This is a genomic window from Kitasatospora hibisci, from assembly GCF_043950205.1.
GTDB lineage: Bacteria > Actinomycetota > Actinomycetes > Streptomycetales > Streptomycetaceae > Kitasatospora > Kitasatospora hibisci.
The window spans coordinates 2,459,138-2,476,624 of the sequence record NZ_CP171642.1 but is presented as its reverse complement, the minus strand read 5'-3'; the positions used below and the strand labels follow the sequence as shown (position 1 = coordinate 2,476,624).

The window sequence follows — 17,487 nt, the reverse complement described above, 5'->3', positions numbered from 1 at the left end:
GGTCGGCGCCGGGCCGGCCGGGCGACCACGTGACGGTGAACCCGCTGCGCCGGTTCACGAGTCGCTCTTCCGGGTCGTGCGCTTGCCCGCCGTCTTCGCCGGGCTCTTGGCCGCGGCGCCGCCATCGGCCGCCGCGGGCTCGGCCGCGTCGGTCCCGGCCGCCGGGAGCTTGGCGGTCACCCGCGCCGGGGCGGCCACCGAGGCCTCGGAGACCGCCGCCGCGGCCCTCTCGGCCGCCGCGGTCTCGGCGTTGCCCGGCTCGCGCAGCCGGTCCACGGGGGTGCGCACGGCCGCCGCGTAGATGTCGTCCGGGTCGAGCCGGCGCAGCTCCTCCGCGATCAGCTCGGAGGTCTCGCGCCGCTTGAGCGCCACCTGGCGGTCCGGCGAGCCGGGCATGGACAGCGTGCCCATCAGGCCGTCCGGGCGGTCCAGGGTGATGTCCCCGTCCTTGGTGCGCAGGTGCACCGCGGTGATGCCCGGGCCGCCGGTGACGACCCGCTCGACCGGTACGTGCAGCCGGCTGTGCAGCCAGAGGCCGAGCAGCTCGACGCTGGGGTTGTACGACTCGCCCTCGACCACCGCGGAGGTGATCGTGGAGGGCCGCTGGTCCAGCGCGGCGGCCAGCATCGAGCGCCAGCCGGTGATCCGGGTCCAGGCCAGGTCGGTGTCGCCGGGAGTGTAGCTCTCGGCCCGCTGGGCGAGCTGTCCGACCGGGGACTCGGCGGTGACGGCGTCGCTGATCCGGCGCTGGGCGATCGAGCCCAGCGGGTCCTGCGCCGGGTGCAGCGGGGCGTTGTCCGGCCACCAGACCACCACCGGGGCGTCCGGCAGCAGCAGCGGCAGGACGACCGACTGCGCGTGCGAGGCGAGCTCGCCGTGCATGCGCAGGATGACCGTCTCGCCGGAGCCGGCGTCGGAGCCGACCAGGATCTCGGCGTCCAGGCGGGTCTCGGCGCGGGCCCGGGGCGAGCGCCCGGCGCGCTTGATGACCGCCAGGGTGCGCGACGGGTGCTCGCGGGAGGCGTCGTTGGCGGCCTTGAGGGCGTCGTACGCGCTGCCCTCGTCGGTCACGATCACCAGGGTGAGCACCATGCCGGCCGCGGTGGAGCCGCTGGCCCGCCGCGCCGCCATCAGCGCGGCGTTGATCTTGCCGGACGTGGTGTCCGTGAGGTCGATCTTCATGGCCGGCGCCAGCTCCTGCCGTCTCGTGCGAGCATCTCGTCCGCCTCGACGGGGCCCCAGGTCCCCGCCGCGTACTGGGCGGGCTTGCCGTGGGCGTCCCAGTACTCCTCGATCGGGTCGAGGATCTGCCAGGAGAGCTCGACCTCCTGGTGCCGCGGGAACAGGTTGGCGTCGCCGAGCAGCACGTCGAGGATGAGCCGCTCGTACGCCTCCGGGCTGGACTCGGTGAAGGACTCGCCGTAGGCGAAGTCCATCGTGACGTCCCGGACCTCGAAGGAGGTGCCCGGCACCTTGGACCCGAACCGCACCGTCACGCCCTCGTCCGGCTGCACCCGGATGACCAGGGCGTTCTGGCCCAGTTCCTCGGTCGCGTAGGAGTCGAACGGCAGGTACGGCGCGCGCTGGAAGACCACCGCGATCTCGGTGACCCGGCGGCCCAGCCGCTTGCCGGTGCGCAGGTAGAAGGGCACGCCCGCCCAGCGGCGGTTGTTGATCTCCAGCTTGATGGCGGCGTAGGTGTCGGTCTTGGAGTCCGGGTTGATGCCGTCCTCGTCGAGGTAGCCGACGACCTCCTCGCCGCCCTGCCAGCCGGACGCGTACTGGCCGCGCACGGTGTGCTTGCCGAGGTCGGCCGGGAGCTTGACGGCGCTGAGCACCTTGAGCTTCTCGGCCACCAGCGCCTTCGGGTGGAAGGACGCCGGCTCCTCGATGGCGGTGAGCGCCATCAGCTGCAGCAGGTGGTTCTGGATGACGTCCCGGGCGGAGCCGATGCCGTCGTAGTAGCCGGCACGGCCGCCGATGCCGATGTCCTCGGCCATGGTGATCTGCACGTGGTCGACGTACGACCGGTTCCAGATCGGCTCGAACATCTGGTTGGCGAAGCGGAGCGCCAGGATGTTCTGGACCGTCTCCTTGCCCAGGTAGTGGTCGATCCGGAAGACCTCGTCCCGGGGGAAGACCTCGTGGACGATCCGGTTCAGCTCCTGGGCGCTCTCCAGGTTGTGGCCGAAGGGCTTCTCGATGACGGCGCGCCGCCAGGAGCCCTGCGGCGGGTCGGCCAGGCCGTGCTTCTTCAGCTGCTGGACGACGGTGGGGAAGAACTTCGGCGGGACGGACAGGTAGAAGGCGAAGTTGCCGCTGGTGCCCTGTGCCTTGTCGAGCTCTTCGATGGTCTCGCGGAGCTTGTCGAAGGCGTCGTCGTCGCCGAAGTCGCCCTGGACGAAGCGCATGCCCTTGGCGAGCTGCTGCCAGACCTCCTCGCGGAACTGGGTCCGCGCGTGCTCCTTGACCGCGTCGTGGACCTCCTTCGCGAAGTCCTCGTCCTCCCACTCGCGGCGGGCGAAGCCGACGAGCGAGAAGCCCGGCGGCAGCAGGCCGCGGTTGGCCAGGTCGTAGATGGCCGGCATCAGCTTCTTGCGGGACAGGTCGCCGGTGACCCCGAAGATGACCAGACCGGACGGCCCCGCGATGCGCGGGAGCCGCCGGTCTGCCGGGTCACGAAGCGGGTTGACGGGGGTCGGCTGGGAGTTGCCCGCGTCCGAGTCCGACGTCAACTCAGGGAAATCATTGCTCACTTGATGTGCTCCGCTTTCGTGCGCTGACTGTGAGCAGGAATCACTTCTCGGCGGCGAAGGAGGCCAGCGAGGCGGTGACGGTGTCGAGCAGTTCGTTCCAGGACTGCTCGAACTTCTCGACGCCCTCGTCCTCCAGGACCTGGACGACGTCGTCGTAGTCCACGCCGGCGGCCGCGATCGCGTCCATGACGGCCTTGGCGTCGGCGTAGTTCGGCACGATGGTGCCGCCGGTGACGACGCCGTGGTCGCCGGTGGCGTCCAGGGTGGCCTCGGGCATGGTGTTGACGGTGCCCGGTGCGACCAGCTCGGTCACGTACAGGGTGTCCGGCAGAGCCGGGTCCTTGACGCCGGTGGAGGCCCAGAGCGGGCGCTGCGGCTTGGCGCCGGCGGCCTCCAGGGCCTTCCAGCGGTCGCTGCCGGCGGTCTTGCCGTCGACGGTGCCGAAGACCTCCTCGTACGCCTGGTAGGCGAGGCGGGCGTTGGCCAGGGCCGCCTTGGAACGCAGGTCCTTGGCGTCGCCGCCGATCTTGTCCAGGCGCTTGTCGATCTCGGTGTCCACGCGGGAGACGAAGAACGAGGCGACCGACTCGATCTGGGAGAGGTCCAGGCCCTTGGCCTTGGCGGCCTCCAGACCGGTCAGGTAGGCGTCCATGACGGCCTTGTAGCGGTCGAGCGAGAAGATCAGCGTGACGTTGACGCTGATGCCCTTGCCGATGACCTCGCTGATCGCGGGCAGGCCGGCCTTGGTGGCGGGGATCTTGATGAACACGTTAGGGCGGTCCACCAGCCACCACAGCTGCTTGGCCTCGGCCACGGTGGCCGCGGTCTCGTGGGCCAGGCGGGGGTCGACCTCGATGGAGACCCGGCCGTCGCGGCCGTTGGAGGCGTCGTAGACCGGGCGCAGCACGTCGGCGGCGTCGCGCACGTCCGAGGTGGTGATCATACGGACGGCCTCGTCCGTGGTGACCTTGCGGACGGCGAGGTCGCGCAGCTGGCCGTCGTAGGAGCTGTCGCCGCTGCCGGCGATGGCCTTCTGGAAGATGGTCGGGTTGGTGGTGACACCGACCACGTGCTTGTTCTGCACCAGCTCGGCCAGGTTGCCGGTGTTCAGTCGCTTGCGGCTGAGGTCGTCCAGCCAGATCGCCACGCCTTCGTCGCTGAGGCGCTTCAGTGCGTCAGTCATGGTGCTTCAGTCCTTATTTCTTCTGTTCTTCGTGGGGTAGATCAGAGGGCCGCGCACCCGCTGTGCGGGCGAGCGCGCGGCCGTGGGCCCGCAGGGGGCCGGGGCGACCGCTAGCGGTTGACGGCTTCCAGCGAGCGCAGCGCGTTGTGGGCCTCGGCGACGACGCGCTCGGCGGTCAGGCCGAACTCCTCGAACAGCACCTTGTAGTCGGCGGAGGCACCGAAGTGCTCCAGCGAGACGATCCGGCCGTGGTCGCCGACCAGCTCGCGCCAGCCCTGGGCGATGCCGGCCTCGACCGAGACGCGGGCCTTGACCGACGGCGGCAGCACGCTGTCGCGGTAGGCCTGGTCCTGCTCCTGGAACCACTCGAAGGACGGCATCGAGACGACGCGGACCGCCACGCCCTCGGCCTCCAGGACCTCACGGGCCTTGACCGCCAGCTGGACCTCGGATCCGGTGCCGATCAGGATCACCTGCGGGTCGCCGTTGGAGGCCTCGGCCAGGATGTAGCCGCCCTTCGCGGTGCCCTCGGCGGAGCCGAACACCTCACGGTCGAAGGTCGGGACGTTCTGGCGGGTGAGTGCCAGGCCGACCGGGCCGGGGTGGCTGGTCTGCCGCTCGATGACCGTGCGCCAGGCGACGGCCGTCTCGTTGGCGTCGGCCGGGCGGACCATGGCGAGGCCCGGGATGGCGCGCAGCGAGGCAAGGTGCTCGACCGGCTGGTGGGTCGGGCCGTCCTCGCCGAGGCCGATCGAGTCGTGCGTCCAGACGTAGGTGACCGGCAGCTTCATCAGTGCGGCCAGGCGGACGGCCGGGCGCATGTAGTCGGCGAAGACCAGGAAGGTGCCGCCGAACACGCGGGTCCGGCCGTGCAGCGCGATGCCGTTCATGGTCGAGCCCATGGCGTGCTCGCGGATGCCGAAGTGGATCGTCCGGCCGTACGGGCTGGCGCTCTTCAGCGGGTTGCCCTCGGGCAGGAAGGAGCTGTCCTCGTCGATCGTGGTGAGGTTGGACTCCGCGAGGTCGGCCGAGCCGCCCCACAGCTCCGGGATCACCGCGCCGATCGCCTTGAGGGTCTCGCCGGACGCCTTGCGGGTGGCGACCTCCTTGCCGGCCTCGAAGACCGGGACGGCCTTCTTCCAGCCCTCGGGCAGCTCGCCCGCCTGGATGCGGTCGAACTCGGAGGCGCGGTGCGGGTGGGCCGCACGCCAGACCTCGAAGGACTGCTGCCACGCGTCGCGGGCGGCCTTGCCGCGCTTGATCACCTGACGGGCGTGCTCGATCACCTTGTCGCTGACCTCGAAGGTCTTCTCCGGGTCGAAGCCCAGGACCTTCTTGGTGGCGGCGATCTCGGCGGCGCCGAGTGCGGAGCCGTGGGCCTTGGCGGTGTTCTGGGCGTCCGGGGCCGGCCAGGCGATGATCGTGCGCATAGCGATCATCGACGGGCGGGAGGTCTCGGCCTTGGCGGCGGCCAGCGCGTCGGCCAGCGCGGCGACGTCGATGTCGCCGTTGGGCTTCGGCGTCACCCGCTGGACGTGCCAGCCGTAGGCCTCGTAGCGCTTGAGGACGTCCTCGGAGAAGGCGGTCTCGGTGTCGCCCTCGATCGAGATGTGGTTGTCGTCGTACAGGGCGACGAGGTTGCCCAGCTTCTGGTGGCCGGCCAGCGAGGAGGCCTCGGCGGAGATGCCCTCCTCCAGGTCGCCGTCGGAGACGATGGCCCAGATGGTGTGGTCGAACGGGGACTCGCCGGCCGGTGCGTCCGGGTCGAAGAGGCCGCGCTCGTAGCGGGCGGCCATCGCCATGCCCACGGCGTTGGCGATGCCCTGGCCGAGCGGGCCGGTGGTGGTCTCGACGCCCGCGGTGTGGCCGTGCTCAGGGTGGCCCGGGGTGCGGCTGCCGGCGACCCGGAAGGCCTTGAGGTCGTCCAGCTCCAGGCCGTAGCCGGAGAAGTAGAGCTGGGTGTAGAGCGTCAGGCTGGTGTGCCCGGGGGAGAGGACGAACCGGTCCCGACCGGCCCAGGACGGGTCGGTCGGGTCGTGGCGCAGGAAGCGCTGGAAGATCAGGTACGCGGCCGGGGCCAGCGACATGGCCGTCCCGGGGTGCCCGTTGCCGACCTTCTGGACCGCGTCCATGGCCAGGACGCGCGCCGTGTCCACGGTCCGCTCGTCGAGTTCGGACCACTCGAATGCATTCGTCGGCGTCGTGCTCACCCTGTCTCAGGGCTCCTTCCGTATTGAAGAGTGACCCCGTGAGGGGGACCGGGTCGGCCACGTCGCTGGGGCCTGACGCTTGGTGGTGCCGGTCACGGAGGGTAGATCCCGCTTCTCGGTGTGAGCCTACCGTCCGGGCCGAGGCTCACCCTCCGTGCTGAGAGAACGGTGATTTCGGTATGGCGATTCCCACGAGAGCCCTGTGGGCGGGTTTGTCCCAGGCTCTCCTGTTTTCGCGGCCTCCGCCTGCCCGAGGGCCGGGACGGGGGACCGGTGCCGCACGGAACCAGCTTCGTCTGTTCACCCAGGGGTGTGCGTTACGCCTCGCCGGGGGACCCCGGAGCCGGTGGGGAGATATGGAGCGTCTAAGGTGGCGTGGTACGCGCAGAGCGGACGATTCGGGAACTTCGTTCCGGAGGACGCCTGCGAAGGTTCATCTTCAGTTGGGGTGTTAGTGACCGCCGTCGAATCCCGTCCCGCCGGGGTCACCGGGGCGACGCCTGCGCACCGGCCGTTCGGGGCCCGTGTCGGCGCATTCGTCGCACTGACCAAGCCTCGGATCATCGAGCTGCTGCTGATCACCACCGTACCGGTGATGTTCCTGGCGCAGCGCGGTGTTCCGGATCCGCTGCTGGTGCTGAAGGTGGTCATCGGCGGCTACCTCTCGGCGGGCGGCGCCAACGCCCTCAACATGTACATCGACCGGGACATCGACGCGGTCATGTCGCGCACCGAGCGGCGTCCGCTCGTCACGGGCATGGTGTCGCCGCGCGAGGCGCTGGTCTTCGGCATCACGCTGGCGGTCGGCTCGACGCTCTGGCTGGCCGCGCTGGTCAACCCGCTGTCGTCGCTGCTGGCGCTGTCGGCACTGCTCTTCTACGTCTTCGTCTACACCCTGGGCCTGAAGCGGCGCACCGCGCAGAACATCGTCTGGGGCGGCATCGCCGGCTGCATGCCGGTCTTCGTCGGCTGGGCGGCGGTCACCAACTCGGTGTCCTGGTCGGCCCTGGTGCTCTTCCTCGTCATCTTCTTCTGGACGCCGCCGCACTACTGGCCGCTGTCGATGAAGGTGCGCGAGGACTACGAGCGGGCCGGCGTCCCGATGCTCCCGGTGATCAAGGGCAACCTGGCGGTCGCCAAGCAGATCGTCGCCTACTCCTGGGTGATGGTGGCCGTCTCGCTGGCGCTCTGGCCGCTGGCGCAGACCAGCTGGCTGTACCCGGTCTCCGCGGTGGTGCTGGGCGGCGCCTGGCTGAAGGAGGCGCACGGGCTCTACGCCCGGGCCAAGGCCGGGATCGTCGGCGCCAAGCTGAAGGAGATGCGGCTGTTCCACTGGTCGATCACCTACCTGACGCTGCTCTTCGTGGTGATCGCGATCGACCCGTTCGTGAAGTAGCCCCGTTCGTCAGGAGGGCCCCGGTCTGCGGACCGGGGCCCTCCGGCGTTCCGCGACACGGCGGGTTCCGGTGCGGCGCCCCTCAGCGGGGCGGGAGTTCGGACGGGCCGACGTGCCCGTCCAGCCAGTCCTTGAGCGGCTGGGAGGCACGCAGGAAGGCGGTGATCCGCTGGTACGCCGTCCTGGTGCCGAGCCACTTCGCCGGCGGCCACTCCTGCCAGGCGATCAGCCCCTTGTGGCGGAGCAGCTCGATCCGGGGGTGGTCCTTGGGGTAGCCGCGCGGGGCGGACTTCAGGCTGTCCCGGCCGACCACCTGCGGGCCGGCCGCGCGGACGGCGTCGATCACCCGCTCCAGCTCGGCGCCGGTGACGTCCTCGGCGACGGCCGCCCGGTAGCGCTCCAGCTGGTCGGGGGCGAGCTGGTAGAGACCGTTGCCGCAGGCCAGGCCGTCGGCGGAGAGCTGTACGTAGCCGCCGGCCGTGAGGTGGGCGCCGATGTGCGTCTTGTACGGCGACTTGTCGGCGCTGAACCGGACGTCGCGGTTGGGGCGGAAGATCTTCCCCGGACCGAACTCCGGCTCCAGCTCGGCCAGCAGCCGCTCCATCGGCTCGCGGACGGTCTGCTCGTACTGCTCCTTGTGGGACTGCCAGAAGGTCCTGGAGTTGTCGGCCTCCAGGTGTTCGTAGAAGTCGAGGGCCTCGGCGGGCCAGCCTTGGAAGGTCACGCCACCAGTATGTGGCCCGGTGCACAGCCCGCTCCCGTCGCCAGCGCCGCTACCGATGGGTAGCATGCGGGCATGAGCAGCGCAGAGACCGCCACCCCCGCCGCGCCGGACGCCCGCGCCGAGCGCCGCGCCAAGCGCATCGCCAAGTACCTGACCAGCTTCGCCGAGCAGCACGGCGGCAGCGCCGACGGTGTCGTCGAGTACGTCGGCGGCGTCGCCACCCGGATCGTCGTGGTCGGCGCGGACGGCGCCTGGGGCGACCAGGTCGCGCCGAGCTACGCGGTCGGCCGGCGGGCCGCCGAGCTGGCCGGGATCACCCTGCACGACGACTTCGAGGGCGAGCTGGCCCTCAAGGTGAAGACCGGTCCGTACGAGTGGAAGCGCATGGCCGGCATCCAGGTCGGCGGCTGACCGCCCCGGTCGTACGAACGCCGCAGGGCCCCCGGTCTCGTCGACCGGAGGCCCTGCTTCGTGCTCGGCCCGCTCGGGGCCTGGTGCGGCCGGGCGGTGATCAGACCGCTGCGGGCCGGCGTTCGTCGGCGGGGCGGAAGACCGCGGGCGCGCCGTCCGTGCGGACCCGCAGAGCCAGCGGGACGCGCAGCACGGCGATCCAGGTGAGCGCGGCGCCCAGCATGTGCAGGCCGACCAGGAGCTCCGGGACGTCGGTGAAGTACTGGACGAAACCGAGCACGCCCTGGAGCAGCAGCACCGCGAGCAGTTCCTTGGCCCTTGCGCGGGCGGCCGGCGGGGCCTTCACCGCGGCGAACACGAAGACCACCGCGACGGCGAGGCCGACGGAGAGGAAGGCCAGGTCTGCGTGGGCCTGGGCGAGGCGGTCGTAGTCGATCGGGATGCGCGGGACGATCTTGTTGTCCCGCGGGGTGCCCGGGTGGTGGCCGGCGCCGGTGACCAGGCTGCCTGCGGCGACCAGCAGGCCGACCACGGCGACCAGGACGTACGAGAGCCGGATGATCGGCCGGGCCACCGCGGGCTGCGCCGGGCCGTCGCCCTCCTTGGCGCGCTCCCACATCAGCAGGGCGACCCAGACCAGCGCCATCGCGGAGATCAGGTGCACCGCGACGGTGTACGGGTTGAGGCCGGTCAGCACGGTGATGCCACCGATCACGGCGTTGCTCATCACCAGCCAGAACTGTGCCCAGCCGAGCTTGGTGAGGCTGCGCCGCCAAGGGGTGCCGGACCCCTCGGCCGAGGGCCGGCGGTGGCAGCGGGCGGCGAGGATGGCCCAGCCGACCGCTGCGCTCAGCACGTAGGTGAGCATCCGGTTGGTGAACTCCACGATGCCGTGGAAGCCCATCTCGGGGGTGGGTGTCAGGCTCTCGCCGGTGCAGCGGGGCCAGGTGGTGCAGCCGAGGCCGGAGGCGGTGAGCCGGACGGCGCCGCCGGTGACCACGATCACCACGCTCATCACCAGCGCGGCGAGCGCGGCGCGCCTGACCGTAGCGGCGGAGGGCTGCCAGCGCTCGGCGAGCAGGGAAAAGGGGGTACGCACGGGGTCAATCGTAGGCGGCTTTACAGGCGATCTTGGGGCGGGGCCGGGCCGGTGCGGCGCGGCCCCGCCGTTTCACGGGCGCAGGCCGCGACCTGCGGGTGCACCCGTGTAAAAGGGATCATTCGGGCGAGGTGGCGATTGGTCTTGACCAATCGGCGAGATGGCCGAAAGAGTGCAGGTTGGTCCAGACCATTCCTCGGGCCTTCCACCCACCCCGCACGTCCCAGCGGAGATCCTGCACATGCGCATACCCGTACCCGCCGCCGCGCTCGCGCTCGGCGGATCCCTCGCCCTGGCCGGCCTCGCCGCCCCGATCGCCCTCGTCGTCCCGGCGGCGCACGCCGCCGGGCCCGGTGCGGCCGGCGCCTCCGCTGCGCCGTGCCGGAGCCTCGGCGTCGCCAGCCTCTACGGCGAGTTCGTCGAGGGCGACGACACCCACACCCCGGACGCCGAGGGCGCGGTCGCGGTCGGCGGCAACGCCGACTTCACCGGCGGCTTCTCGGTCGGCCAGGAGCTGACCCCCGAGCAGGTCGCCGCACTGCCGGGCGGGAACGCGCTGGTCGTGGCCGGCACCGTGACCGGGCACAGCACCCAGGTGATGAAGGGCAACGGCGTCTACGGCGCGAAGGCCCCCGGCGCCGTGGTCGAGGCGCACCAGGGCCGGGTCGGCCAGGGCGTGTCGCCGATCGACTTCAAGGCCGAGTTCGCCGCGCTGCGGGCCGCCTCCGCCGCGCTCGGCGCCGTGTCGCAGACCGCCGCGGCCACCGTCGAGGCCAAGGGAGCCGACCTCTACCTGGGCGGCACCGGCACCGGGCTGAACACCTTCACCGTCACCGCGGAGAGGCTCCAGGGCGCCACCGACGTGTACGTGAAGGTTCCGGCAGGCTCGGTCACCGTGGTCAACGTGACCGGCGACACGTACGACATGGCGGCGGCGAAGACCACCGGCTTCCACCTCTGGGACGAGGGCCGGAAGGCCTACGTCCTGGATGACAAGCTGCAGAGCGCCGCGGGCGGGGCCGTCCGCGCCAAGCTGCTCTGGAACTTCCCGACCGCCGGCAAGGTGGTCAAGAACAGCGCGGCGGCCTGGGCCGGGACCGTGCTCGCGCCGAACGCCGCCTTCGACCTCGGCAGTGGCGGCCCGGTCAACGGCTCGGTGATCGCCAAGTCGCTGACCGGCAAGGGCGGCGCGGAGACGCACCACTACCCGTTCACCGGCTGCCTGCCGGCCGTCGTCCCGGCGCCGACCACCGTCCCGACGGTGCCGCCGACGACGGTGCCGACCGTGCCGCCGGTGGTCCCGGGCGGTTCGCCTTCGGCGACCGCGCCCTCGACCGCGCCGGGTGTCCCCGGTACGCCGTCCGGCTCCGGCAGCCCGTCCGCCCCGGTGAGCGGGCGGCCGACCCCGGGTGCTTCGGGCGTCCCGTCGGCCTCCCCCTCGGCCTCCGCCCCCGGGAGCGTGCCGAGTGCCTCCGTGAGCCCGTCCGCCACGCCGACCGCCGGGGGCAACCTCGCGCACACCGGCTCCGGCCCGGTCGTCCCGCTGGCGATCGGCGGCGCGGTCGTCCTCGCCGCGGGCGGCGCGATCGTGGTGGCCACCCGCCGACGGGCGGCCAGGAAGGCCTGACCGGTCCGCGGTTGACCGCTCCGACGCCCCCGGTGGCCGGGCCCGACCACCGGGGGCGTCGTTTTCCGGCCGGTGTGACGGAACCCGATCAAGTGTGTCGATCCGGTGTTCTCCGAGGTCACGGATGTGATGGGCTTCCGATGCACATCCGGGGCCGGACGGACAGCCGAAATCCGGTCGCGCGGTGGGGTGTGGGGAGGCGTGGGAGTGCCGGTAGAGTCCCCCGGACAGTCGTAGCGGGCCACCGCCAGACCACTCAACAAGCCTGCTGCACAAGACCGTTCGGAGGAGACAACGAAATGGCGCGACAGCAGCGGCAGCGGGGGATCAGGGGCGCGGCACTGGCCGGGACGGCGGCGGCCGCCGTCCTGCTGCCCCTCGCCCTGGCGGCGGACGCCTCGGCGCACACTCCCAAGTGGCAGGTGACCTGCGACAAGATCGTGATCGACCTGACCAACTACAGCGACAAGGCGGGTGTGAAGAACGTCGTCAGCCTGACGGTCGACGGCGAGAAGGTCCTGGACCAGAAGGTGTTCGGCAGGGAGTTCCACGAGACGTTCCCCGTGAAGGACCACGACAAGCCGGTCAGCGCGACCTTCGTCGTCACCACCACCGAGGACCCGAAGAACGGCGACTGGAACAAGAGCGAGACCAAGACGATCGAGGTCTGCCACACGCCGACCCCGACCCCGACCCCCACGCCCACCAAGACGCCCACCCCGACGGCCACTCCCACGGTGACGCCCACCCCCACCCCGACTGTCACCCCCACCCCGACCCCGACTCCCACCGGGACGCCCTCGCCCACCGCGACCGTCAGCCCGACGGCGACGGCGACGGCGACCCCCGCCCCGACCCGCACGCCCGCCCCGGCGCCGACCACCCCGGCCCCGGTCCCCGCGCTCGCCGCGACGGGTAGCAGCGACGCCACCCCGCTGATCGCCGCCGTCGGCGGCGGCGTCCTCCTCCTCGGCGGCGCCCTCGTCCTCGTCGCCCGCAAGCGCCGCGGCAGCAGCGAGAACTGACAGCGCTTGGAAGCATGCACGGCGGCCCCTTGCTCACGCCATCGAGCGAGGGGCCGCCGACGTTCGGAGGGCGCCTCGTCGAGGCGCCCACATGAGTACGAGTACTCATGTACAGCACAAGCCGGGCCCGGCAGACTTTCGGCATCGCGACACTGACTCGACGCACAGGGGGGAACCGTGCCGAATCCAGATCTCGCTTCCGAGTTAAAGGTCAATCCCGCGGCGCTGGAGGGCTGCGGGCAGACCGCCCAGCACATAGCGGGACAGGTGCCGGGAGAGACGGTGAAGATCATCGCGCCGAGCGATCAGGCAGCCGCTACGCTTCAGGGCTGGCTCACGGCAGGCGCTGTACACAATTGCGGCACGAACTGGAAGGCACTGCTGGACAAGCTCTCCGGCGACATGTCGGACGTCGGCTCCAAGCTCGTCAAGACGGCGGCCTTGTATCGGCAGGGGGAGCAGAGCGTTTACGCGCATCTCCGCGGCACTGCAGGCCCTGCGCAGGGCGGCGCGACGCCGCCCCCGGCGACCGACCCGTTCGGGACGGTCGTGGCCTCCGGGAACACCTCTGGCGCCGAGAAGGCGCGGGCCGCCGCCGAGCGGAAGGCGCAGTAGCCGATGGACATCGCCACGCTCTACAACGCCAACATCAACAACATCGCCATCGCGAAGAACGCTTTCGACGCACTGGCCACCGCCTTCGGGCAGCACGTTGAAGCCTGGCAGCACGAGGTGGCGGATCGGCTCGGCGCGTCGCACTGGACCGGACCCACCTCCGACACGGCTCAGGGGCGCATCAAGGATCTGGGTGGCGAGCTCCAGGCCGCCCGCCAGGAGCTCTCCTTCGTCAGCAAGGCACTCGACAACGCTGCCGAACAGTTCGCGCTGGCGCAGTCGCACTTGATCAGCGCCCTCGACGACGCCAGGAACGCGAAGCTCAATGTGGGCCCCGACGGCCGTATCACCTGGGACAACGAGCCCAGCTCCCCGAACTTCGCCGGCGCGGGTGCCGAGGCGCGCGCCGTAGCGGTCAGCAACCGCATCACCGCCGCACTCAACGACGCCGTCCACGCCGACCAGGAGATCAGCGCGCGATTGAGCCGTCTGGCGGCGAATGCGAGCAGCGGCACCGGACTGAACGCCGCCACTGTGGCACAGGACCAGGCTGCCGAGACCGCCCGCGAGAACATTCCCGCTGTGGGCACCGATCCGAACAGTGTCAAGCAGTGGTGGAGCGGCCTCACCGAGGCTCAGCAGCAGAGGTTCGTCGACGCCCACCCCGACCAGATCGGCAACCTCGACGGCATCCCGGCCATCGCCCGCGACCGCGCCAACCGCATCACCCTGCAGCAGGCGAAGCAGAACCTCCAGCTCCAGCTCGACCACCTGGGGCCCGAGCCGCCCGCGAAGATCGCAGGCATGAGCGGTGCCGTGTCGAACCCGGCCCACGACGAGTGGGAGAGGAGGAAGGCCCTCCTGCAGGAGCAGCTCACCGGAGTGAACGCCATCGAGAAGCGACTGGTGACCAAGGTCGATGACGCGCATCCGCCCACCTACCTGCTCGGCTTCGACACCAAGGGCAACGGCCACGCCATCGTCGCGGTCAACAACCCTGACACTGCCGACTATGTCTCGACATATGTCCCCGGCACTGGAGCGCGGCTCGGTGAAATCAACGGTGACATCATTCGGTCGGATCGCATGGTCGCCTCGGCGGATGAAGCCACCAAGCGGTCGAAGACCACGTCATCGATCACGTGGGTCGGCTACGACGCACCGCAGTCGATCGTTCCGGATGCGACGCTCGACACCTACGCGAAGAGCGCGGCGAATAGCCTTCACAGCTTCGAGTCGGGACTTCGTGCGACACACGAGGGAGATCCTTCGAGCAATACGATTCTCGCCCACAGCTACGGAACCACGACCGTCGGCCATGCCATGCGCGACAAAGGTCTTCCGGTGGACAACGTCGTCCTCATCGCCAGCCCCGGCGTCGGCGTCGAACATGCCCGCGATCTCGGTGTCGATCCGTCCCACGTCTTCGTCGCGAAGGGTGACATCGACAAGATCGATATGGCGTTTCCCCAGACCGCGGACAAGCTGGCGAGTAATGGAGGCAACAACCTCGGCACGTGGTACGGGTTGATTCAGAATCCCGACCATCACCTGATTCACGGGCGGGATCCCATGATTCCAGACTTCGGTGCTCGGAAAATTCCGACCAGTCCGGATACGGGCCACTCTGACTACTGGAACGAAAACTCGCGCTCGCTCGCGGCGATGGGGGAGATCATTGTGGGGAAGTGGAACTCGTGAGGGCTGTCGGGCGCACCCCTGAAGCTTCGCCGTGGCTCCGTCGGATGACTGTCATTGCTGGGCTGACCGTTTCGGCGATGACTCTGAGCTCCTGTGGGGCGGATACCATTGCGGAACGGAGAAAGGCAACCATCACGCTTGAGCAGGCAAAGTCTCAGGTCGACAGCTACCTCGCGGAGATCCAGGCGAAGCTGCCGGTTCAGCCCCTGGCGAGCACCTTGAGCGACTTCAGCGACCTGGAGTGCGATCACAACGACGTCGGTCCGCACGGCAGGAAAGAGACTGCGCGAGGGTACGGGTTCGGAGATGTTCCGCTGGAGGCGAAGGCGGAGGCCAACGCCGCCTTCAGGTCCCTTCTGATGGGGAAGGGGTTCGAGTTGGCCCCGGATGCCACTACCGACTGGGTGAAGCTGAAGAATCCGAAGAACAAGTTCATAGCGGTTCTCAGCGGAGTGTCTGACGGCAGCCGCAATCTCTCACTGAAGGTCAGCACACCCTGCGTCTGGCCGAATGGGACCCCGTCGCCCTGACGTTGGGGCAGGTGGAGCCGGTCTGCCTGGACGTCGGGGTGGCTGGCGGTGGCCTGAACTCCTTCCCACGCTCGGTGATGAACCAGGTGGGTGGGAATCAGTGGCGTGGAGCGTGAGATGGTCGAGTTCGCTGACAGAGAGGGGACCGGCCCGTCCTGTAGGTCCCCAAGTGAAGGGAACTGAGAGATGACTGGGAACGAGGGTAGCCGACTCCTTGGGCTGGACATGCAAATGCGACTGGTGGAGGGCGGACCGGTCCGTTATGCGTTCCGAACCGAGAAGCCCGTCGAGTATGTGGCGGTTGCCAGCGATAGCACCGGGATCCTCGGTTACCTGTGGGCGTGCGACGCGGACGACGCCGCAGGCTGGGTGGACCGGCCCGCTGCCGGTGCCGTCGCCATGAACAGTGGCAGTTACTGGTACGGAAAGCTGCGTGAGGCCAAGGCCCGTGGGCTGCTGCCGTCGCTGGCCTTGGCTGAGCTGTCCGCTGACACCGAAGGCGGCTGGTCGGGGCAGGTCCTGCCTGGTTCTCGGACAAGGGCGGGGAGTATCGCCGAACTGCAGGAGAAGGCTCGCGAGGGGTGGGAGCCGCCTGCGGAGCCCGAGGAGCCTCGCCGCCGCGGCCGCTGAATCGATGGTGGTGACCCCTGGATCCAGGGGTCACCACGGGAGGAAGGCCATTCTCATATGGGGGAGCGCACGCCCTCGGCGAACCGCCGGAGATCATCGAGCGGGAAGGTGAGGGACGTCGGACTCGCGGGGTTGAGTCGTAGGTCCAGCCCTTCGAACGTGGTGGCAAGACTACGGCCGGAGAGCCGGACGCAGTCCGGCCAGTGCCTCGGAACGTGGCTTCGTGAGGTGCATGCGTCCACGCCGTCCTTGCCGTTGGCTCCGGTCGTCACCAACACCGCACCTGTCCGGGCGTCAGGGCACACCAGCAGTTCGGCGTCCAGCAGTGCCGTGAGCAGTTCTGATGGGTTTCCCTCGCCGGACGCCAATCTGATCAGTGCGGCCTCGGCAAGGCTTCGGGAGTGGATGAGGGCCCGAACGGTCGGATCCGGCTCGTCGATCAATGCCGGCCCGGCAAGACTCCACGCCTTGGCGATCCAGCTGCTCGGCTCAGCAGCAAGCGCGCTGGTGACCGCTACCGGGTCGGCATGCGCCAGCAATTCGACGTCTTCGAGTACCTCGCCCGCCATACCCGCGCGGATCGCCTGGCGCAGGACGAGACCCAGCTCTGTCGGGTCGGCATGCGTGTAGTCGGGAGAACGGTCGGGGAGGCGGGGAATGGTTCCGGCCAGAGCCCTCGCAAGTTCAGCCGGGTCGGCCGGGTCTGCACCGGCAGTGACCGTGTCCCTCAGTGGCCCTGCTGGTAACCACCACGTACCGCCTGCGCTCGGGTCGGTAGGAAGCAGCTGAGCCGCAGCCTCGACGGACTCGGGACCCGCGATGGCCGACCACTGGACGAGGGTGAGCGGCTGCTCCGCACCGGCGAGCGCGGCAAACGCCGGACGCGCCTCGTCTCCGACAGCAGCCCACCACGCAGAACGCACATCCACGGCTGGCTGTCCGGACACTCCGGCCGGAACCATCGCAGCGAGCTCCGCCAGGCCCGGACTGGGGTAGACATCCGCAGCCCGGAATGGAGAATTGCCTCGCTGCTTCTCGTACCAGGCCGAGAACCGCGGAGGGTCGGTCCATCGGGGCTCGTCCAGGTCAAGAACAGCAGCCTCTGGGAGGGCATCCCTCACACCGTCTACGCTCTCGGCCACCACCCGTAGCCTCGGCACGTCCCGAAGCCGCCCCAGCACCTGCAGCGCAATGACGTCAGGCTCGGTCGAACGGTCGAGATCCCACAGCAGCAACAGCCTCGGACGGTCGCTCTTCTGCAGAGCCAGCACGAGATCCGAAGCAGTACGCGCATAGACGCCCAGCCGGGCTGCCAACATCCAGACCGTCGCGTCCGCCGTCATTCCCGACAGCGAGAGCGCGACATCCGGTCGACGGCCGGCCGGACTGTCAGAGCCGCTGCAGGCGTCGGCCAACCAGGTCAGCAAGTGGGACTTGCCGATGCCCGGCGGCCCCGCAACAACGCAGAGCTGTGGAGCTCTCGGGTCATCCAGCATCTTCAGCAACGCAAGCCCGGCAGGTTGTCGCCCGGCTCGCAGCGGAGGCAGTTCACGCTCCGTTTCGCTCACGAACCCCCCAAT

15 protein-coding genes are annotated in these 17,487 nt (G+C 70.1%); 8 read left to right on the top strand and 7 right to left on the bottom strand.

Annotated elements, in window-relative coordinates; all coding sequences use genetic code 11:
* Positions 1-54: 54 nt before the first annotated feature.
* The 4 genes from opcA to tkt all read right to left on the bottom strand — a co-directional run bounded on the left by opcA (position 55) and on the right by tkt (position 6,149).
* The gene (gene opcA / locus ACF9IK_RS10590; RefSeq protein ID WP_395293981.1) at positions 55-1,182 is read right to left on the bottom strand and encodes a glucose-6-phosphate dehydrogenase assembly protein OpcA; all 1,128 of its coding nucleotides are present in this window, start codon (positions 1,180-1,182) and stop codon (positions 55-57) included.
* On the bottom strand, positions 1,179-2,735 hold the full coding sequence (zwf, locus tag ACF9IK_RS10585; protein ID WP_395293980.1) for a glucose-6-phosphate dehydrogenase: 1,557 nt from the start codon (positions 2,733-2,735) through the stop codon (positions 1,179-1,181). The genes opcA and zwf overlap by 4 nt, the downstream gene beginning before the upstream one ends.
* A 61-nt stretch (positions 2,736-2,796) precedes the next feature.
* Positions 2,797-3,939, bottom strand: a complete 1,143-nt coding sequence (gene tal / locus ACF9IK_RS10580) for a transaldolase (protein ID WP_395293979.1) — start codon at positions 3,937-3,939, stop codon at positions 2,797-2,799.
* Positions 3,940-4,049: 110 nt separating this feature from the next.
* Positions 4,050-6,149 (bottom strand): transketolase, encoded by a 2,100-nt coding sequence (gene tkt / locus ACF9IK_RS10575; protein WP_395293978.1) that lies wholly within the window; start codon positions 6,147-6,149, stop codon positions 4,050-4,052.
* A gap of 454 nt (positions 6,150-6,603) precedes the next feature.
* Here tkt and ACF9IK_RS10570 point away from each other — a divergent pair, with 454 nt between their 5' ends.
* Positions 6,604-7,545 (top strand): heme o synthase, encoded by a 942-nt coding sequence (locus ACF9IK_RS10570; protein ID WP_395293977.1) that lies wholly within the window; start codon positions 6,604-6,606, stop codon positions 7,543-7,545.
* Positions 7,546-7,627: 82 nt separating this feature from the next.
* Here the strand turns inward: ACF9IK_RS10570 and ACF9IK_RS10565 are convergent, their stop codons facing one another.
* Positions 7,628-8,269: a DUF2461 domain-containing protein gene (locus tag ACF9IK_RS10565; protein ID WP_395293976.1), complete on the bottom strand. Its 642-nt coding sequence runs from the start codon at positions 8,267-8,269 to the stop codon at positions 7,628-7,630.
* A gap of 72 nt (positions 8,270-8,341) precedes the next feature.
* Here ACF9IK_RS10565 and ACF9IK_RS10560 point away from each other — a divergent pair, with 72 nt between their 5' ends.
* Positions 8,342-8,680, top strand: a complete 339-nt coding sequence (locus ACF9IK_RS10560) for a hypothetical protein (protein WP_395293975.1) — start codon at positions 8,342-8,344, stop codon at positions 8,678-8,680.
* A 100-nt stretch (positions 8,681-8,780) separates the two neighbouring features.
* Here the strand turns inward: ACF9IK_RS10560 and ACF9IK_RS10555 are convergent, their stop codons facing one another.
* Positions 8,781-9,788: a COX15/CtaA family protein gene (locus tag ACF9IK_RS10555; protein ID WP_395298535.1), complete on the bottom strand. Its 1,008-nt coding sequence runs from the start codon at positions 9,786-9,788 to the stop codon at positions 8,781-8,783.
* 232 nt (positions 9,789-10,020) lie between these two features.
* Between ACF9IK_RS10555 and ACF9IK_RS10550 the strand changes: the two genes are divergently transcribed.
* The 6 genes from ACF9IK_RS10550 to ACF9IK_RS10525 all read left to right on the top strand — a co-directional run bounded on the left by ACF9IK_RS10550 (position 10,021) and on the right by ACF9IK_RS10525 (position 15,907).
* Positions 10,021-11,406, top strand: a complete 1,386-nt coding sequence (locus ACF9IK_RS10550) for a choice-of-anchor A family protein (protein ID WP_395293974.1) — start codon at positions 10,021-10,023, stop codon at positions 11,404-11,406.
* A gap of 299 nt (positions 11,407-11,705) precedes the next feature.
* A complete protein-coding gene (locus ACF9IK_RS10545; RefSeq protein ID WP_395293973.1) occupies positions 11,706-12,431 on the top strand; it encodes an LAETG motif-containing sortase-dependent surface protein in 726 nt (241 codons plus the stop codon).
* Between the two features lie 282 nt (positions 12,432-12,713).
* Entirely contained in the window at positions 12,714-13,046 is a 333-nt protein-coding gene (locus tag ACF9IK_RS10540; RefSeq protein ID WP_395293972.1) for a hypothetical protein, read from the top strand.
* A 3-nt stretch (positions 13,047-13,049) separates the two neighbouring features.
* Positions 13,050-14,747, top strand: coding sequence for an alpha/beta hydrolase (locus ACF9IK_RS10535; protein WP_395293971.1), 1,698 nt, complete (start codon positions 13,050-13,052; stop codon positions 14,745-14,747).
* Positions 14,735-15,277, top strand: a complete 543-nt coding sequence (locus tag ACF9IK_RS10530) for a hypothetical protein (RefSeq protein WP_395293970.1) — start codon at positions 14,735-14,737, stop codon at positions 15,275-15,277. Before ACF9IK_RS10535 ends, ACF9IK_RS10530 begins: the two co-directional genes overlap by 13 nt.
* A gap of 231 nt (positions 15,278-15,508) precedes the next feature.
* Entirely contained in the window at positions 15,509-15,907 is a 399-nt protein-coding gene (locus ACF9IK_RS10525; RefSeq protein WP_395293969.1) for a hypothetical protein, read from the top strand.
* A 53-nt stretch (positions 15,908-15,960) separates the two neighbouring features.
* On the opposite strand, the gene ACF9IK_RS10520 is transcribed toward ACF9IK_RS10525, so the two are convergent.
* Positions 15,961-17,475, bottom strand: a complete 1,515-nt coding sequence (locus tag ACF9IK_RS10520) for a hypothetical protein (protein WP_395293968.1) — start codon at positions 17,473-17,475, stop codon at positions 15,961-15,963.
* Positions 17,476-17,487 lie beyond the last annotated feature (12 nt).